At 64.1% G+C, this 16,858-nt stretch carries 8 protein-coding genes and 8 pseudogenes; 12 read left to right on the top strand and 4 right to left on the bottom strand.

The window, feature by feature from the left end:
* Nucleotides 1-5: 5 nt before the first annotated feature.
* The 11 genes and pseudogenes from H9L15_RS02975 to ftsA all read left to right on the top strand — a co-directional run bounded on the left by H9L15_RS02975 (nucleotide 6) and on the right by ftsA (nucleotide 12,979).
* A pseudogene (locus tag H9L15_RS02975) lies at nucleotides 6-1,431 on the top strand (UDP-N-acetylmuramoyl-L-alanyl-D-glutamate--2,6-diaminopimelate ligase).
* 17 nt (nucleotides 1,432-1,448) lie between these two features.
* Nucleotides 1,449-2,834, top strand: a complete 1,386-nt coding sequence (locus H9L15_RS02970) for a UDP-N-acetylmuramoyl-tripeptide--D-alanyl-D-alanine ligase (RefSeq protein WP_187715765.1) — start codon at nucleotides 1,449-1,451, stop codon at nucleotides 2,832-2,834.
* Nucleotides 2,822-3,892, top strand: a complete 1,071-nt coding sequence (mraY, locus tag H9L15_RS02965; RefSeq protein WP_187715095.1) for a phospho-N-acetylmuramoyl-pentapeptide-transferase — start codon at nucleotides 2,822-2,824, stop codon at nucleotides 3,890-3,892. The genes H9L15_RS02970 and mraY overlap by 13 nt, the downstream gene beginning before the upstream one ends.
* Nucleotides 3,889-5,198, top strand: a pseudogene (gene murD / locus H9L15_RS02960) (UDP-N-acetylmuramoyl-L-alanine--D-glutamate ligase); the annotation flags it as partial. The gene mraY and the pseudogene murD, both read left to right, overlap by 4 nt.
* A gap of 7 nt (nucleotides 5,199-5,205) precedes the next feature.
* Nucleotides 5,206-6,428 (top strand): annotated as a pseudogene (locus H9L15_RS02955) (FtsW/RodA/SpoVE family cell cycle protein).
* Nucleotides 6,425-7,581 (top strand): annotated as a pseudogene (gene murG, locus H9L15_RS02950) (undecaprenyldiphospho-muramoylpentapeptide beta-N-acetylglucosaminyltransferase). The pseudogenes H9L15_RS02955 and murG overlap by 4 nt, the downstream one beginning before the upstream one ends.
* On the top strand, nucleotides 7,578-8,993 hold the full coding sequence (gene murC / locus H9L15_RS02945) for a UDP-N-acetylmuramate--L-alanine ligase (protein WP_187715094.1): 1,416 nt from the start codon (nucleotides 7,578-7,580) through the stop codon (nucleotides 8,991-8,993). Before murG ends, murC begins: the two are co-directional and overlap by 4 nt.
* Nucleotides 8,990-9,882, top strand: a pseudogene (murB, locus tag H9L15_RS02940) (UDP-N-acetylmuramate dehydrogenase). Before murC ends, murB begins: the two are co-directional and overlap by 4 nt.
* Nucleotides 9,879-10,893, top strand: a pseudogene (locus tag H9L15_RS02935) (D-alanine--D-alanine ligase). The pseudogenes murB and H9L15_RS02935 overlap by 4 nt, the downstream one beginning before the upstream one ends.
* Entirely contained in the window at nucleotides 10,890-11,750 is an 861-nt protein-coding gene (locus tag H9L15_RS02930; protein WP_187715093.1) for a cell division protein FtsQ/DivIB, read from the top strand. Before H9L15_RS02935 ends, H9L15_RS02930 begins: the two are co-directional and overlap by 4 nt.
* Nucleotides 11,723-12,979, top strand: a complete 1,257-nt coding sequence (gene ftsA, locus H9L15_RS02925) for a cell division protein FtsA (protein ID WP_187715092.1) — start codon at nucleotides 11,723-11,725, stop codon at nucleotides 12,977-12,979. The genes H9L15_RS02930 and ftsA overlap by 28 nt, the downstream gene beginning before the upstream one ends.
* A gap of 4 nt (nucleotides 12,980-12,983) precedes the next feature.
* Here the strand turns inward: ftsA and H9L15_RS18510 are convergent, their stop codons facing one another.
* From H9L15_RS18510 to H9L15_RS20095, 4 genes and pseudogenes are all read right to left on the bottom strand, one after another.
* Nucleotides 12,984-13,115: a hypothetical protein gene (locus tag H9L15_RS18510; protein ID WP_262984898.1), complete on the bottom strand. Its 132-nt coding sequence runs from the start codon at nucleotides 13,113-13,115 to the stop codon at nucleotides 12,984-12,986.
* Nucleotides 13,116-13,253: 138 nt separating this feature from the next.
* Nucleotides 13,254-13,376 carry a hypothetical protein gene (locus tag H9L15_RS18505; protein ID WP_262984897.1) on the bottom strand — a complete coding sequence of 41 codons (123 nt, stop codon included), beginning with the start codon at nucleotides 13,374-13,376 and terminating at the stop codon, nucleotides 13,254-13,256.
* A 64-nt stretch (nucleotides 13,377-13,440) separates the two neighbouring features.
* The gene (locus H9L15_RS02920; protein ID WP_262984951.1) at nucleotides 13,441-15,132 is read right to left on the bottom strand and encodes a sulfatase-like hydrolase/transferase; all 1,692 of its coding nucleotides are present in this window, start codon (nucleotides 15,130-15,132) and stop codon (nucleotides 13,441-13,443) included.
* Nucleotides 15,133-15,364: 232 nt separating this feature from the next.
* Nucleotides 15,365-15,601 (bottom strand): annotated as a pseudogene (locus H9L15_RS20095) (sulfatase-like hydrolase/transferase); the annotation flags it as partial.
* Between the two features lie 452 nt (nucleotides 15,602-16,053).
* Between H9L15_RS20095 and H9L15_RS20090 the strand changes: the two are divergent.
* A pseudogene (locus H9L15_RS20090) lies at nucleotides 16,054-16,842 on the top strand (MFS transporter); the annotation flags it as partial.
* Between the last annotated feature and the right edge of the window lie 16 nt (nucleotides 16,843-16,858).

Genomic DNA, 16,858 nt, shown 5'->3' with positions numbered 1-16,858 from the left:
AGACAGTGAAGCTGAGGGACCTCGCGGGCGTCGATAGCGATTCAGAAGTGACCGGCTTTGCGATCGACCACCGGAAGGTGGCGAAGGGCAGCGTCTTCGGCGCGTTCAGGGGTGCAGTCTTCAACGGTGAAGACTTCATCGGCGAGGCGGTTGAGCGCGGCGCTGTCGCGGTCGTCGCGCGGGCCGAGGCGACCGTTCCATCGGTGCCGCATCTGTCTGATGGCGAGCCGCGGCTGCTGTTCGCGCAACTCGCTTCACGCTTTTACGGACCGTATCCGGAGACTGTCGTGGCGGTCACCGGAACGAACGGAAAGACTTCGACCGTCGAGATGACGCGCCAGATCTGGCGAATGGCGGGACATCGGTCGGCGTCGATCGGAACCCTGGGAGTCACGACCTCCGACGATCAAGTGAAGACCGGCCTGACCACGCCCGACATCGTCACGTTCCTCAACAACATGGCCGGCCTCAAGCGCTTGGGCATCAGCCACGTCGCTTACGAAGCCTCGTCACACGGGCTCGACCAGCATCGCGCCGAGGGCGTGCCGCTGAAGGCCGTCGCCTTCACCAATTTCAGCCGCGACCACCTCGATTATCACCCCTCGATGGACGCCTACTTCGAAGCCAAGATGCGGCTGTTTGACGAGCTGCTCCCGGCGGATGGCGCCGCGGTGGTCTGGACCGACGATCCCAAGTCGGCGGAGGTGATCGAACGGGTTCGCAAGCGCGGGATCGAGCCGTTGACCGCTGGCCGCGCGGGCGAATTCATCCAACTGGTCGAGCAACAGCCGACCGCGCTCGGGCAAAAACTGGTGATCAAGCATGGCGAGGGAACGTATCGTCTCGCTCTGCCTTTGATCGGTGCATACCAGGCGGCCAACGTGTTGGTCGCGGCAGGCCTAGCCATGGCGACAGGCAGTAGCTTCGAGACCGTCTTTTCCGCAATTCAGCGGCTCGCGCCCGTGCGCGGGCGACTTGAGCGTGCGGTCATCAGTCGCGCGGGCGCGCCGGTTTACGTGGATTATGCGCATACCGCCGATGCTCTGGAGGCGGCGATCGCCGCTCTCCGTCCGCATGTCAGCAACCGCTTGATCACGGTGTTCGGGCAGGTGGCGACCGCGACCAGGGCAAGCGGCCGGAGATGGGTGCGGTCGCGGCCCGGCTTTCGGACGTCGTCATCGTCACCGACGACAATCCTCGCGGCGAGGATGCCGCGAAGATCCGCGCGGAGGTGCTCGCCGGAGCCCCCGGCGCGATCGAGATCGGCGGCCGCCGCGAAGCAATCGCTGAAGCCATTCGCATGGCAGTGGAGGGGACATCATCCTGCTCGCCGGCAAGGGGCACGAGACCGGTCAGATCATCGGCGCGGGCGCGAACCAAAAAATCCTGCCGTTCGACGACTCACTCGTCGCGCGGGAGTGCGCGGCATGAGGGGCTTGGGCGAAGGCATGGGCGTGCTCTGGGCCTCGGCCGAAATCGAAGCTGCAACCGGCGGCCGTGCAAGCGAGCCCTTCGAAGTCACTGGAGTGACGTTCGACAGTCGCGAAGTTCAGCCGGGCGACCTGTTCATCGCCATGCCGGGCACCGTCTACGATGGCCACAAGTTCGTCGAACGCGCCTTCGCAACGGGAGCGGCGGCAGCAATTGTCTCGCAACCGGTCATTGGCCCGCATGTCCTGGTCGAGGACACAGCGCGGGCGCTCGAAGACCTCGGCCGTGCGTCACGCGAACGTTCGAACGCGCTGATCGTCGGTGTCACCGGCTCCGTCGGAAAGACCAGCACCAAGGAAGCGCTGTACGCCGTGCTCGACCGCATCAGCGGCGGCAAGGCCCATCGCTCCGTCAAGAGCTACAACAACCATACCGGCGTTCCGCTGAGCCTCGCCCGGATGCCGCGCGACGTGGACTTTGCGGTGCTCGAGATGGGCATGAATCATCCCGGCGAGATCGCCGCGCTTACGCGTATGGTCCGCCCGCATCTTGCGCTCATCACCGCCATCGCGCCGGCCCACATCGAAAACCTCGGTTCGGAAGAAGCGATTGCCGATGCGAAGGGCGAAGTGTTCGAGGGCCTCGAAACCGACGGAATCGCGATCATCCCGAACGACACGCCACATCGTGACCGGCTCGTCCGGGCAGCGCGCCGTTACGCCGACCGGATCGTCACGTTCGGTTCGGGCGACGCCGACGTTCACGCCCTTCACGCGGTCCGTTCGTCGGAGGGCGGAAGCCTGATCACCGCAGCGCTTCTAGAAAGTGAAGTTACCTTTACAATTTCTCAGCGCGGCGAGCATTGGGTGTCGAACGCGCTCGCCGTGCTTGCGACCATCGAGGCCCTGGGTCTCGACGTCGGCGTGGCCGGCCTGGCGCTTGCGGATCTCGGCGGACTCAAGGGGCGCGGCGAGCGTCACCACGTCCGCGTCGATGGCGGCGAGTTCCTGCTGATCGATGAAAGCTACAACGCCAATCCCGCCTCCATGGCAGCGACGCTGAAGAGCCTTGGCGCGGAACAGGAGATCGAGCGGCGCATCGCCGTCCTCGGACCGATGCGCGAGCTTGGCGAGCATAGCGCCGAGCTTCACGCCAGTCTCGCGCCTTCCGTTCTCGACGCGCACGTCGACCGCGTCATCCTGATCGGCGACGAGATGCGGCCGCTAGCTGAGATCATCGTCGGAAAGGTCGGTGTCGACATGTCGAGGGACGTCGACGAAGCGACCGAAGCCCTCTTGTCCATGCTCCGTCCTGGGGACGCCGTGCTGGTGAAAGCATCCAACTCAGTCGGGCTTGCGAAGCTGGTCGAGCGCGTGAAGGAGGGCGCGACATGCTCTATCTGATCGCCGAACAGCTCGGATTTCCGGGCATCCTCAACCTCATCCGCTACATCAGCTTTCGCGCCGGCGCGGCAAGCGCGACCGCGCTGCTGATCGGCCTGGTCCTCGGTCCGTGGCTGATCTCGCAACTCCGCGTCCGGCAGGGGAAGGGCCAGCCCATCCGTGCCGACGGGCCGCAGAGCCATCTCGCCAAGCGCGGCACGCCGACAATGGGCGGCCTGCTGATCCTGATTTCGATGTCGGTGTCCGTCCTGCTATGGATGGACCTACGCAATCCGTACGTCTGGGCGGTGTTGCTGGTGACCGGCGGCTTCGGGCTGATCGGGTTCCTCGACGACTACGACAAGGTGAAGAAGGCGCATCACGCCGGCCTGTCCGGCAAGACGCGTTTGGTGCTGGAGTTCCTGATCGCCGGCTTCGCCACCTGGCTGATCGCCGGGTCGGGCACGACCAATCTCTACCTGCCGTTCGTGCAGGGGCCGGTGCTGGACCTCGGCTGGTTCTACATTCCCTTCGGAGCGTTCGTGATCGTCGCCTTCGGGAATGCGGTGAACCTGACCGACGGCCTCGACGGGCTGGCGACCATGCCGGTCATCATCGCCTCGATGGCGTTCCTGCTGATCGCCTATCTAGTCGGCAACGCCCGTTTCGCCGAATACCTCGGCATTCCGCACATCCTCGGCGTCGGCGACCTGACGGTTCTGCTTCTGGCGATCGTCGGCGCGGGTCTCGCCTTCCTGTGGTTCAACGCGCCGCCCGCCGCCGTCTTCATGGGCGACACCGGCAGCCTGGCATTAGGCGGGGCGCTCGGAGCGGTCGCGGTCGCCACGCACCACGAGTTCGTGTTGGTGATCATCGGCGGTCTGTTCGTGTTGGAGGCGGCGTCGGTCGTGATCCAGGTCGTGGTCTACAAGCGCACCGGCAAGCGCGTCTTCCGAATGGCCCCGATCCACCACCATTTCGAGCATCTCGGCTGGTCCGAGCCGACGGTCGTCATCCGTTTTTGGATCGTCAGCTTCATCCTGGCGCTGGCCGGGCTTTCCACCCTCAAGCTGAGGTGATCACCGCCAAGGCCTTCGCCGGCAAACATTATGCGGTCTACGGTCTGGCGCGGTCGGGGCTTGCGACTGTCAAAGCACTGATCGCCAGCGGCGCGACGGTCACTGGTTGGGACAGTAACGACGATGCTCGTGAGCGGGCCTTCGACGAAGTTATGGAAATGTCTGTCGATTTGGATTCTGCCGAATTTCGCGTTGAAGACCTAGATCGGGCGGACCTCAGCCAGTTCGACAGCTTGGTGGTCACGCCCGGCCTGCCTCTCAATCGCCACCCCATCGCCCAGCGCGCCCGCGCTGCCGGCGTCGAGATCATCGGCGACATCGAGATCTTCGCCGCGCCCGGCCCGAGCTTCCGCCGCACAAGGTCGTCGGCATTACGGGAACCAACGGCAAGTCGACGACGACTGCTCTCACCCATCATATCCTCAAGACCGCCGGCGTGCCGACGGAAATGGGCGGTAACATCGGCCTGCCGATCCTCGCGCAGGACCCGCTGCCCGATGGCGGCGTCTATGTGCTGGAGCTGTCGAGCTACCAGATCGACCTGACGCGGAGCCTCGACTGCGACGTCGCGGTGCTCCTCAACATCACGCCCGACCATCTCGACCGGTACGACGACTTTGATGCTTACGTGGCCTCGAAGGTGCGTTTGCTCGACATGCAGGCAGGTCATTATCTTCAGGTCATCTCGCGCGAAACTCAGCCGACTTTTGAGGAGTATGAGATCCGGTGGTCGCAAGATCATGACCGGGTTATCGGTGTCGGCGTTGACGAGATTGCTGATCAATCGCGCTGGCCCGCGCTCCAAGGACCACACAACGCTGAAAACGCCGCCGCCGCCACTGCGGCATGTCGTTTGCTCGGTTTGACGGAGGAGCAAGTCGAGGAAGGCCTCCGAACCTACCCCGGTCTCCCCCACCGCATGGAGCGCGTCCGCGAAAAGGACGGCGTTCTTTTTGTCAACGACAGCAAGGCCACCAACCCGACCGCGACCGCTCCGGCGCTTGCCGCCTTCCCGGCGATCCGCTGGATCCTCGGCGGGCAAGCGAAGACAGACAATCTCGACGAATGCGCACCGCACTTCGGTCACGTTCGCTCCGCCTACACGATCGGGGAGGCCGGTGAATTGTTCGCGAGGCTTCTCGCGCCGCACATGCCGGTGACGAACTGCGAAACGCTTGAAAATGCGCTGGATCACGCCGCGCGGGATTCACAGGCGGGCGATACCGTTCTACTCTCGCCAGCCTGCGCGTCGTTCGACCAATTCAAGGACTTCGAGCAGAGGGGTGACAGGTTCAAGGACCTGGTGGGGCGTTATGATCGGAAGCATTTCAGGGCAGATCAAGGCGAAGGCCGCGCGGCTGGACCCGAGCAATTACGGCCGCTCCGACACATCGGCGGTCGGCCGCTGGTTCTGGGAGATCGACAAGGTCCTGCTGCTGCTGATCGCGACGCTGATCGGCATCGGCCTGATCGCCGTCGCCGCCGCGTCGCCCGCCGCCGGCGAGCGCTATTCCGGCGGCTCCGTCCGCTTTTCCGAACTTCACTATTTCTACCGCCAGATCGTCTGGATCGGCGTCGGCGTCCCGGTGATGATTGCCATCTCGATGATGCCGCGCGAGCGGGCCAAGCGCTTCTCCCTCGCGGGGCGGCCTTCTTCTTCGTCATGCTGATCTTCGTGCCGATCCTCGGGCCGGAGGTGAACGGCGCGACACGCTGGATCGACATTGGCATCGGCCAGCTTCAGCCGTCCGAATTCCTCAAGCCGTTCTTCGTCGTTGCAATGGCATGGCTGCTGTCGCTGCGGGAGCAGGACAAATCGCTGCCGATCTTCCCGCTGTCCGCGGTGCTGGTCGGCGCGGTCGCGGTGCTGCTGATGAAGCAGCCGGACTTCGGCTCAACCATCATCTTCGCCAGCGTCTGGATCGCGATGCTGGCACTCGCAGGCGTTAGCCTGCGCGTCCTGGGAATCCTCGCGGCAGCCGCCGTCGTCGGCGTGGTGCTTGCCTATTTCTTCTATCCCGTCGCGACCACGCGCATCGACGGCTTCCTGTTCGGCGAGGGCGACAATTTTCAGGTCGAGAACGCGATGCGCACTTTGACCGCAGGCGGCCTGTTCGGGATGGGCCCGGGCGCCGGCACTCGCAAGTTCGGCCTGCCCGAGCCCCACACGGACTACATCTTCTCGGTGATCGGCGAGGAGTTCGGCCTGATCGCCTGCCTCGCCATCGCCATCCTGTATCTGACCATTGTCGCCCGCGTTCTGATCAAGCTGCTCGACGAGGACAACAGCTTCGCCCTGCTGGCCGCGGCGGGGCTGGTGATCCAGTTCGGGCTGCAGGCGCTCATCAACATGATGGTGAATGTCCAGCTCGCACCGTCGAAGGGCATGACCTTGCCGTTCATCAGCTACGGCGGAAGTTCGATGCTCGCCCTCTCCATCGGCATGGGCTTGCTGCTCGCATTCACGCGGCGAAATCCGTATCTGACCCGCTCGCCATATGTCGTGAAATGGAGCGGGGAGAGCGTTACCGCATGAATTTCGTTCTGGCCGCAGGGGGACCGGGGCCACATGGTCCCGCGCATGCGCTCGCTGCGGAACTGCGGAAGCGCGGACACGGCGTGCTCTTGATCACCGACGATCGTGGCGCGCGCTTTCCCGGGCTATTCCAGGGCGTGCCGGTGCATATCCTGCCAGCGGGACGGCTGACGAAGAGTCCGCTCGGAATGATCCGCGGTGTGCGCTCGCTGATGGCGGGCCGTCGCGAGGCGAAGAACCTTTACAAGAACCATCGTCCCGACGCGGTTATCGGCTTCGGCGGCTATCCGGCGGTGCCAGCGCTGCTTGCGGCATCTTCGATGAAGATTCCGACTGTTCTTCACGAGCAGAATGCGGTGCTCGGCCGCGCCAATCGATTTCTTGCGGGCGAGGCGACCGCGATCGCAACCGCGTACAACGAGGTTGAACGAATCAAGAAGAGCTACAATGACAAGGTGGTGCTGGTCGGCAATCCGGTGCGCGAGGCGATCGCCAAGCTTGGCGAAGTTCCGTTCCCGCCGTTCGACGAATATGCCCCTTCAAGATCCTCGTCACCGGCGGAAGCCAAGGCGCGACCGTCCTCAGCAAGGTCGTGCCGGAAGGGCTGGGCCTGCTATCGCCGTCGTTGCGTCTTCGCCTGCAGGTCATGCAGCAGTGCCGCCCGGACGACATCGACCAGGTACGCAAGCGCTATTCGGAACTCGGCATTCCTGCAGAGCTGATGACCTACATCGAGGACATGCCTGCGAAGCTCGCCGAGGCGCATCTGGTTATTGCACGGTCCGGCGCGTCGACGGTCGCCGAGATGACGGCAGCGGGCCGCCCGGCGATCCTCATCCCCTATCCGGAAGCGACCGACGATCATCAGACCGCAAACGCTCGCGACATCACCGACGCGGGCGGCGCGCGGATGATTCAGCAACCTCTGTTTTCGCCCGAGGCGCTGGCCAGGCAGATCGAAGTGATGGCCGAGGACCCGCAGTCATTGATCAACGCGGCGGCCCGCTCGCTATCCGTCGGTAAACCGCACGCGGCGAGCAATCTCGCCGATCTCGTCGAACGCGTCGGTGGAGGGCTGTCGCCGATGGAAGTCGGCTTCACGCTCAGCCCGCGCGTACGCGCCGAAGCCCCCGCCGGAGGGGTTCCAGCGTGAAGGCTTTGGGCACCGACATCGGCACCATCCACTTCGTCGGCATCGGCGGCATCGGCATGTCCGGCATCGCCGAGGTAATGCACAAGGTCGGCTACAAAGTTCAGGGCTCCGACCTCGCTGAAGGTTATATTGTCGAAGGGCTGCGCAAGCTCGGCATTCCGATCATGATCGGCCAGAAGGCCGAGAACCTCGGCGACGCGGCGGTGATCGTGATCTCCTCCGCGGTCAGCCGCGGCAATCCTGAGGTCGAAGCCGCCGTCGAGCGTCGCCTGCCGATCGTGAAGCGCGCCGAAATGCTCGCCGAGCTGATGCGGATGCAGAAGACCATCGCGGTCGCCGGCACGCACGGGAAGACGACCACGACGTCGATGATCGCGGCGATGCTCGATGCGGGCGGGCTCGACCCGACCGTGATCAACGGAGGCATCATCAATCGTTACGGATCCAACGCCCGGCTGGGCAAGAGCGACTGGATGGTGGTCGAAGCCGACGAGAGCGACGGCAGCTTCCTCCGCCTCGACGGGACAATCGCGGTCGTCACCAACATCGATCCCGAACATCTCGAGCATTACGGCGGGTTCGAAGAGGTCAAGAAGGCCTACTGCGAATTCATCGAGAACGTGCCCTTCTACGGCCTCGCCGTGATGTGCGTGGATCATCCGGAGGTGCAGAACGTCATCGGCCGCATTCGCGACCGGCGGATCGTGACCTATGGATTCTCCGCGCTGGCGGATTTGCGTGCCGATAACATGCAGGTCGCGGGACCGGCCGGGAGCCAGTTCGACGTCGTGGTTTCGGGCCGGGATGGCGAGAGGCATACGATCGAGGGCCTCGCCGTGCCGATGCCCGGGCGGCACAACGTCCAGAATGCGCTCGCCGCCGTAGCGGTCGCGCTGGAGCTTAGCATTTCCGAAGACCAGATCCGCGAAGGCTTCGCCCGCTTCGATGGCGTGAAGCGGCGCTTCAGCAAGGTCGGGGAAGTCGATGGCTGCGTGATCATCGACGATTACGCGCACCATCCGGTCGAGATTCGCGCGGTGTTGTCGGCGGCCCGGGAAAGCGCCGACCAGCGGGTCATCGCGGTCGTGCAGCCGCACCGCTACTCGCGTCTTCACGACTTGATGGAAGACTTCCAGAACGCCTTCAATAACGCCGACATCGTGTTCGTGACGCCCGTCTACGCGGCGGGCGAGCAGCCGATCGAGGGCACGGATTCCGAGGCGCTGGCCGAGGGTCTTCGCGCGCACGGCCACCGCATGGTCCGCACGGTCAGCGACCTCGACGACCTGTGCGCCGGCCTTCGCGATCTCGCGGCGCCGGGCGACCTCATCATCTGCATGGGCGCGGGCGACATCACCAAGTGGGCCGCCTCGCTCGGCGACTGCCTGACCAAGGTCAGGGCGAGCAAGTGAGCGTCGACACGCTCCCGCAGGTTCAAGGCAGGCTCACCGAAAATGCGCCGCTGGCGCCGTTGGTGTGGTTCAAGAGCGGCGGCGCAGCGCAGTGGTTGTTCGAGCCGAAGGACGAGGACGATTTGGTCCAGTTCCTGCGCGATCTCGATCCCGAAGTGCCGGTGATGGCGCTCGGTCTCGGCTCCAACATGATCGTCCGCGACGCGGGCGTTCCGGGTGTCGTGGTCCGCCTCGGCAAAGCATTTTCGAAGATCGACAAGGTCGACGACGTGACCCTTCGTTGCGGGGCGGGGCGAGCGGTATCCTCGTCTCTTCGACTGCGCGCGATGCAGGCATTGCCGGCCTCGAGTTCCTGCGCGGAATCCCCGGCACGGTTGGCGGTTTCGTTCGAATGAACGGCGGCGCTTACGGCCGCGAGGTTCAGGACATTCTCGTCGAAGCTCGCGTCGCGATGCGCGACGGCAGCATCGAAACCCTGCCGCTCGAAAAGCTCGGTTACACCTACCGCCACAGCGAACTGCCTGAAGGAGCAGTGGTCGTCGAAGCCACCTTCCGCGGCTCACCCGGCAAGCCAGAAGCCATCGGCGCGGAAATGGATGCCATCGCCCGCGCTCGCGAGGAATCCCAGCCGCTCCGTAGCCGCACCGGCGGCTCGACGTTCAAGAATCCGCCCGGCCACAAGGCCTGGGTGCTCGTCGATGCGGCCGGTTGCCGTGGGCTGACGATGGGCGACGCCCAAGTCTCGGAAAAGCATTGCAACTTCCTGCTCAACCTCGGTAGCGCGACCAGCGCCGACATCGAGGCGCTGGGCGAGGAAGTCCGCCGCCGCGTGTTGGAAAACTCCGGCATTACCCTTGAATGGGAAATCCAGCGGATCGGCAGGGAATGAACAAGGATTTTCGCGTCGTTGTGTTGATGGGCGGCTGGTCGTCCGAGCGCGAGGTTTCGCTGACGAGCGGGCGCGGCGTCGCCAATGCGATCCGTGAGCGCGGCTGGTCGAACGTGATCGAACTGGACATGGACCGCGACGTCGCCGCCAAGCTGAAAGAGCTGAAGCCCGACGTCGTCTTCAATGCGCTCCACGGTACGCCGGGCGAGGACGGCACGGTCCAGGGCATGCTCGACCTGATGGGCATCGCCTACACCCACAGCGGGCTCGAAGCCTCGGTCATCGCGATCGACAAGGAGCTGACCAAGATGGTGCTGGTCCCGCACGGCGTGCGCATGCCGGCGGGGACGATCGTCGAGAGTGAGAGCCTCTACAGCGGCGACCCGATTGCGCGGCCGTACGTGCTGAAGCCGGTCAACGAGGGTTCGTCGGTCGGCGTCGCCATCGTCACTGACGAGAGCAATTATGGCAGCCCGATCGGCCGCGATGTCGAGGGACCGTGGAGGCACTTTGATACGCTTCTCGCCGAGCCGTTCGTGAAGGGTCACGAACTCACCGTCGCCGTGCTCAACGACGAGGCGCTCGCCGTGACCGAGCTAAAGCCGAAGGTCGGCTTCTACGACTACGACAGCAAATATACCGACGGCCTGACAGAGCATGTCTGCCCGCGCAGATCCCCGACGACATCGCTCAATCGATGAAGGACATGGCCGCCAAGGCGCACAAGTTGCTCGGCTGCCGCGGCGCGTCGCGGTCCGACTTCCGCTGGGACGACGAACAGGGCGAAGCCGGCATTTTTCTTTTGGAAGTCAACACTCAACCCGGAATGACCCCTTGTCCCTGGTGCCGGAGCAAGCGAAGGTGTGCGGCATCAGTTACGGGGAACTGGTCGAGCGTCTGATCGAGGAAGCGCTCACGAGAAAGAAGGGTAGGCGAATGGCGGCGCGGATGCGGCGCGGATCGGGGGCAAGGCGAAACGCAAGACCGCGCCCACGGCCGCTCAGAAGATGAACAGCGCGCGGGCCAACAAGCTCGCCGCGTTCGGCTTCACCGGCTTCCTGGTGCTGATGGCCGGCGCCGCCGCAATCGCTCTCGACATCCCTGCCAAGGCCGCGCTGCAGGCGGGCGAAGCGGTCGGAAACGCAGGCTTCCGCGTCAACGGCTATCAGATCGTCGGCATCAAGCACATGAACCATAAGCTGATCGACGCCGTGGTCGTGGATGAGCTCCACAAGGCTGCGGCGGCAACCGGCCAGAACGACCCGGCGCAGCCGCTTGTCGACGTCGCCGCCATCCGCAACCGGCTGCTGCAGTTCGGCTGGGTCCAGGACGCCCGCGTGTCGCGCCGCCTGCCCGATACGCTGGTCATCGACGTCGTCGAGCGAACCCCGTCTGCGCTTTGGCAGGATCGCGAGCGGCTCGCCCTGATCGACGCCCATGGCATCGTCCTCGACCGTGTGCCGGTCGACAAGATGCCCGATTTGCCGCTGGTCATCGGACCCGGCGCAAACCGGCGGTCGAGCGACCTCAAGACCATCCTCGCGGGCTCCCCGGCCATGCAGGCGCAGCTCGCATCGGCGACCTGGGTCGGCGGACGCCGCTGGGACCTCGCCTTCCAGTCGGGGGAGACGGTGGCGCTTCCTGAGGGCGTCGATGCAGCGCGTGACGCGCTCGCCCGCTTCGCCAAGGCCGACCGCTCATCCGGCCTGCTTGGCCGCGGGCTGGTGCGGTTCGACCTGCGCATTCCCGGCAAGATGATCGTCCGCCTGCCGCGTTCGCCGGGCGAACCGATCATCCCGAATCCGCCCAGCAACCGACGGTGGAGGGTTAGTCGCTCGCCGTGGCAGCACCCGTCGATCAGCCTTTGATTGCAGCGCTGGATATCGGTTCCTCGAAGGTCGGGGCGCTGATCTGCACGCTGACCGACGACGGCCGCCTGCAGGTGCTCGGCACCGGTCAGCGCGAGAGCCGCGGCGTCAAGCGCGGCTACGTGACCGACATGGAAGCGAGCGAGCATGCCGTCCGCGAAGCCGTCGAGCTTGCCGAGCGCATGTCGGGCCTCACCATCGAGGACGTCTGGGCCAGCTTCGGCGCCGGCGGCCTGTCGAGCGACCTTGCCAATGTCGAGGTCGAGCTCGGCGGCCATCAGGTCGAGCAGACCGACATCGACGAGCTTCTAATGGGCGGCCGCGGAGCGATCGACCGCAACGGCCAGGTCGTTCTTCACGCGCACCCGGCGCTCTACACCATCGACGGCGTCGAGGGCGTCAAGAACCCGCTCGGCCTTCACGCCGACCGGCTTGGCGTCGATATCCACGTCGTCGCCGCCGACCCCGCGCCGCTGCGCAACATCGACTATGTGATCCGCTCCGCCCATCTCGGCGTGAAGACAATCGTCGCGTCGCCCGTCGCGGCGGCGCTCGCCTGCCTTACGGAGGACGAGCGCGACCTTGGCGTTGCGCTGGTCGAGCTCGGTGCCGAAGTGACCAACGTCTCTCTTCATGCGGGCGGGATGCTCCTCGGCCTGCGCTCGATCCCACTTGGGGCCAAGGATATTACCGACGACATCGCCTGTGCCTTCGGCGTGCAGCGTCGCGATGCCGAGCGGCTGAAGTGCTTCTACGGATCGGCGATGACGAGCCCGCGCGACAATCACGAAATGATCGAGGCGCGGCAGATGGGCACGGAAGACGGCGTCGACCCGATGCGCATCACCCGCGCGCAGCTGATGACCGTCATTCGCCAGCGCGTCGAGGAACTGACCGCCAGCATCGACGAGGCGCTGAAGAGCCTCGGTTTCACGGGTCCAGTCGGTCGCCAGGTCGTGCTGACCGGCGGCGGCGCCGAGCTCAAGAACATCGCCGACTATATGCAGGGCGTCCTCGGCCGCTCCGTCCGCGTCGGCCGGCCGAGGCAACTCACCGGCCTTCCCGATGCCCACAGCGGCCCGGCCTTCTCGACCCTCGTCGGCCTCGCCTGCCTGGCCTCGTCACAGAGCGGCGACATCCGCGACCTCACGGTAAGCAAGGGCGGCCCGAAGAAGCCCGCCAACGGCATGTTCGGCCGCCTGATCGCGGCCATGAAGGGCGGGATCTAGCTACTCAGGACGCGAGAACGCCCGCAAGGCTGATCGGCCCAAGCGCGACGATCCTGAGCAAGGCGGGTCCGAACGTGATCGCAGCGGCAACGCTGCCGAGCAGGATCCAGGCGACGGCAATCTTGATGATGGTCATACGCTAGTTCTTACGAACGGGACCGCCGACTGAAACCTCATCCAAAGTTAGGTGAGGAACCGTGGCCCGCCGCGGGCGCCTGGTTCGCGCCCGCCGCAGCCATGGGTGAACTGCTCCTCGCTAATCGGACAGTTCAAGCTACTGCCGAGCGAGGTACATTCGGACTTGCGCTTCCCTGTCCTCGATCGGCTCGCCGCTAACATCGACCAAAGCCTTCTTGATGGTTCCCGTGAACGCGAACGGGGGATCGTAATCCGTCATGACGGGCGAACCCGAATCCGAACCAACGCAGATGCCGGCCCCAGTCCGAGCGAAAGGGGAATGGTTACGGGAAGATCCCGGACCCCACTGACTTGCCGTCGACGAACAAAGTGATCGTTGCCGGCACTCCTTTGCCATTGGCGAAATCCGGCGCACCCGTCGGAGTGAATTCGAATCCGAAGACATGCTCTCCTGCGGGGATCGTTTCGTCAGATTGAATCTTGAATCGCTGGTCGGATACATAATTGTAGCCATAGGTCAGCCGGCCGTTTTGAACGTAGAAAACGAACCCTCCGTCGTTGCCACCCATGGTGAACAGCGCGCCACTGGCTCCGCCATCGGGAACTGACACGTGCACGGCCACCCGATGCGGAACGTTGGTGACGCGAGGCGCTGCGTTCGTCGGCACCATCTGCGTGCCGGGATAATAAACGTAGTGTGTTCGTGGCGGCGCGATTTGTGGCCTTTCCTCAAGAAAGCGCATCGTTCCGCGGCTGTCGATTGGCAGGACGTTATACTTGCCGGCTTCGACGTACCACATGCCGATCATGGCGATCAGCCGTTCGCGTTCCTTGTCGGCAAGATTATTGGTTTCGGCGAAGTCTTCGCGGATGTTGTAAAGCTCCCAGCCATAGGCATCCAACTCGGTCAGCTGGTCAAAAGTAATTGGCGTGCCGAACACTCTTCCTTCGGCTTCTGCGAAGGACGTTCCCGGCCAGGGGCAAACGGCTCGCCATCCATCGTGATAGAGTGACCGGTGCCCGAACATCTCGAAATACTGGGTAACGTGCAGTGCTTCTGCGTCCTCGCGGTCGAATGAACTGGCAAGGCTGAACCCCTCGATCGGAGATTGGGAGATGCCCCTGATATGCGTGGGCGGCTCGATCCCGATCGCGTCAAGGACAGTGGGGACCATGTCGATGCCGTGGCAATATTGGGTGCGCACCTCGCCTCGGGACTTGATCCCTTTCGGCCAGCTTACGATCAATGGGTCGGACACTCCGCCTCGATAGGTCTCCCGCTTCCAGCGACGGAAAGGCGTGTTGCCGGCGTGGGTCCAGCCCCAGGGATAATGGTTGAACCATTCGGGACCTCCCAGCGTGTCGATGGCTGCGAGATTCTGCTCAAGGCTATCGGGCACGTTGTTGAAGAACTTGTTCTCGTTCACCGAGCCGTGCGGTCCGCCCTCTGAACTCGCGCCATTGTCGGACACCACCATGATCATGGTGTTCTCATATTCTCCGAGGTCCTTGAGGAAGGCGATGAGCTCGCCGATGTAATGATCGGTGTGCTCCAGGAAGCCGGCAAACACCTCCATCATCCGCGCATAAAGCCGCCGCTCATCCGCTGATAACTCGTTCCAGTCCTGTACGTCGGGATCGTGGCGAGACAGCTGCGTATTGTCTGGCACGAGCCCCATCGCCTTTTGCCGTTCGAACGTCTCTTCGCGATAGACATCCCAGCCGCCGTCGAACTTGCCCTTGTATTTGTCTGCCCATTCCTGGGGAACGTGATGCGGCGCGTGCATGGCGCCCGGACAGAAGTACATGAAGAACGGCTTGTTCGGAGCGACCTGCTTCGCATCCGCGATCATCGCCTTGGCTTTCTCAACCAGGTCGACCGTCAGGTGATAACCTTCTTCCGGCGTCTTTTCCGGTTCAACCTGCGTGTTGTCCCGGACGAGCTCCGGATAATATTGGTGCGTGTCGCCACCGAGGAAGCCGTAGAAGCGCTCAAAGCCACGCCCAAGGGCCAGCGATCATAGGGTCCGGCGGCTGAGCTCGCTTCGGTCGGCGTGAGGTGCCACTTGCCGATGGCGTAGGTATTGTAGCCATGCTGCAGGAGAATTTCCGACAGCATGCCATTTTCCAACGGCATGGAGCCATTGCTTCCGGGTAGCCGGTCGAACCCTCGGTAATGCAGGCCAAGGCGTTCGAATGATGATTGCGACCGGTCAGGAAACAGGCCCGTGAGGGCGAGCAAAGCGCCGTCGTGTGCATGTTGTTGTAGCGCACTCCGTCGGCCGCCAATGCGTCCATGTGCGGCGTGCGGATCGGACTACCGAAGCAGCCGAGCTGCCCGAACCCCACGTCATCGAGAATAATGAACAGCACATTCGGTGCGCCTTCCTTGGCTCGTTTCGGAGCAGGCCACGCGGGTTTCGAAACGTCGAAAGTACGACCGATGACCCCAGAGAATGCCTGTCCGCTCTTATATTCATTCATCGTCATCGCCCCGTCTCCCCGCGCTTTTCTTACGGCCTCAGCGACACCTCACGTTCGATCACGCGGGGCGCTCGACAGTCACTTAGGATCGCAGTCAGTGCGGCGACATCCGGGATACTCCCGAGCGACATCCAAGGGCATGGATTGGGTTGAAACAGACACCCCAACACGATTGCGCTGGCGGAATAGGAAAAGCTCTGCTTGTCTCTTCGAGCTTCCCTGTTCGGCGTTGGATTCAACGCGTGCGTGGAGGACTGGTGCGTCGCGAAAAGCAGGCCCGTCACTGCGAACATTGGGACCATTCGCGGGTTGGCGGGAGGCGTGGGGGAGGGGCAATCCATGATGGCAGGCGGCGCGCGGAGCGGGACGACGGGGCGTTGATCTTCCTCCTCGGGGCGGCGGTGTTCCTCAACTATGTCGATCGCGGTGCGATCGGGATCGCGTCGCCGTTGATGAAGACGGACCTCGGCCTGTCCGAGGAAGCCTATGGCGTCGTCTTCTCGGCCTTCTTCTGGATCTACGCGCCGGTGCAGATGTTCGCCGGCTGGCTGTGCGACCGCTTCTCCGTCTACAAGCTGATGGCGGCCGGCATCCTGCTCTGGGCCGGCTCGACCTTCCTCATGGGCTTCGCCGGCGGCTTCACGTCGCTGCTGGTGCTGCGGATCATGCTCGGCGTCGGCGAGAGCATCTCCTTTCCGGGGAGTTCGAAGATCATCGCCCGGCACGTCGAGCCGGAGCGGCGCGGCGTCGCCAATGCCGCGGTTGCGACTGGCCTTGCGCTCGGCCCGGCGGTGGGGACGCTGGCAGGCGGCCTGATCCTTCAGAGCTGGGGCTGGCAGGCGATCTTCTTCGTGTTCGGGATCGTGACGCTCGCCTGGCTTCTTCCGTGGTGGCAGACGGTCAAGGCGCTGCCGACGACCGGTTTTCGCGATGAAGGCCAGCGGGTGCCGCTGGGGCAATTGCTGTCCAAGTGGCCTTTGTGGTCGATGTCGATCGTCCACGCGCTCGGCAATTACTGCTTCTACTTCCTGCTCGCCTGGCTGCCGCTTTTCCTGACCAAGTCGCGCGGCTTTTCGATCGGCGAGATGACCATGTTGGCGACGCTTGGCTATGCCGTGCAGGGCGCGTGCGCTTTGGGCTACGGGCATTTCTCGGATTGGTGGACCCGTTCCGGCCGGTCGGAAGCGCTGTGCCGGCGCTGGATGATGGTCGCCAGCCAGACGCTTGCCGCGCTGGCAATCCTTGGGCTCGCTTACG

It is taken from the genome of Sphingomonas daechungensis (assembly GCF_014489495.1).
Classification (GTDB): Bacteria; Pseudomonadota; Alphaproteobacteria; order Sphingomonadales; family Sphingomonadaceae; genus Sphingomicrobium; species Sphingomicrobium daechungense.
Note: the sequence above shows the minus strand (reverse complement) of the source record. Positions and strands in the feature narration are given on the sequence as shown.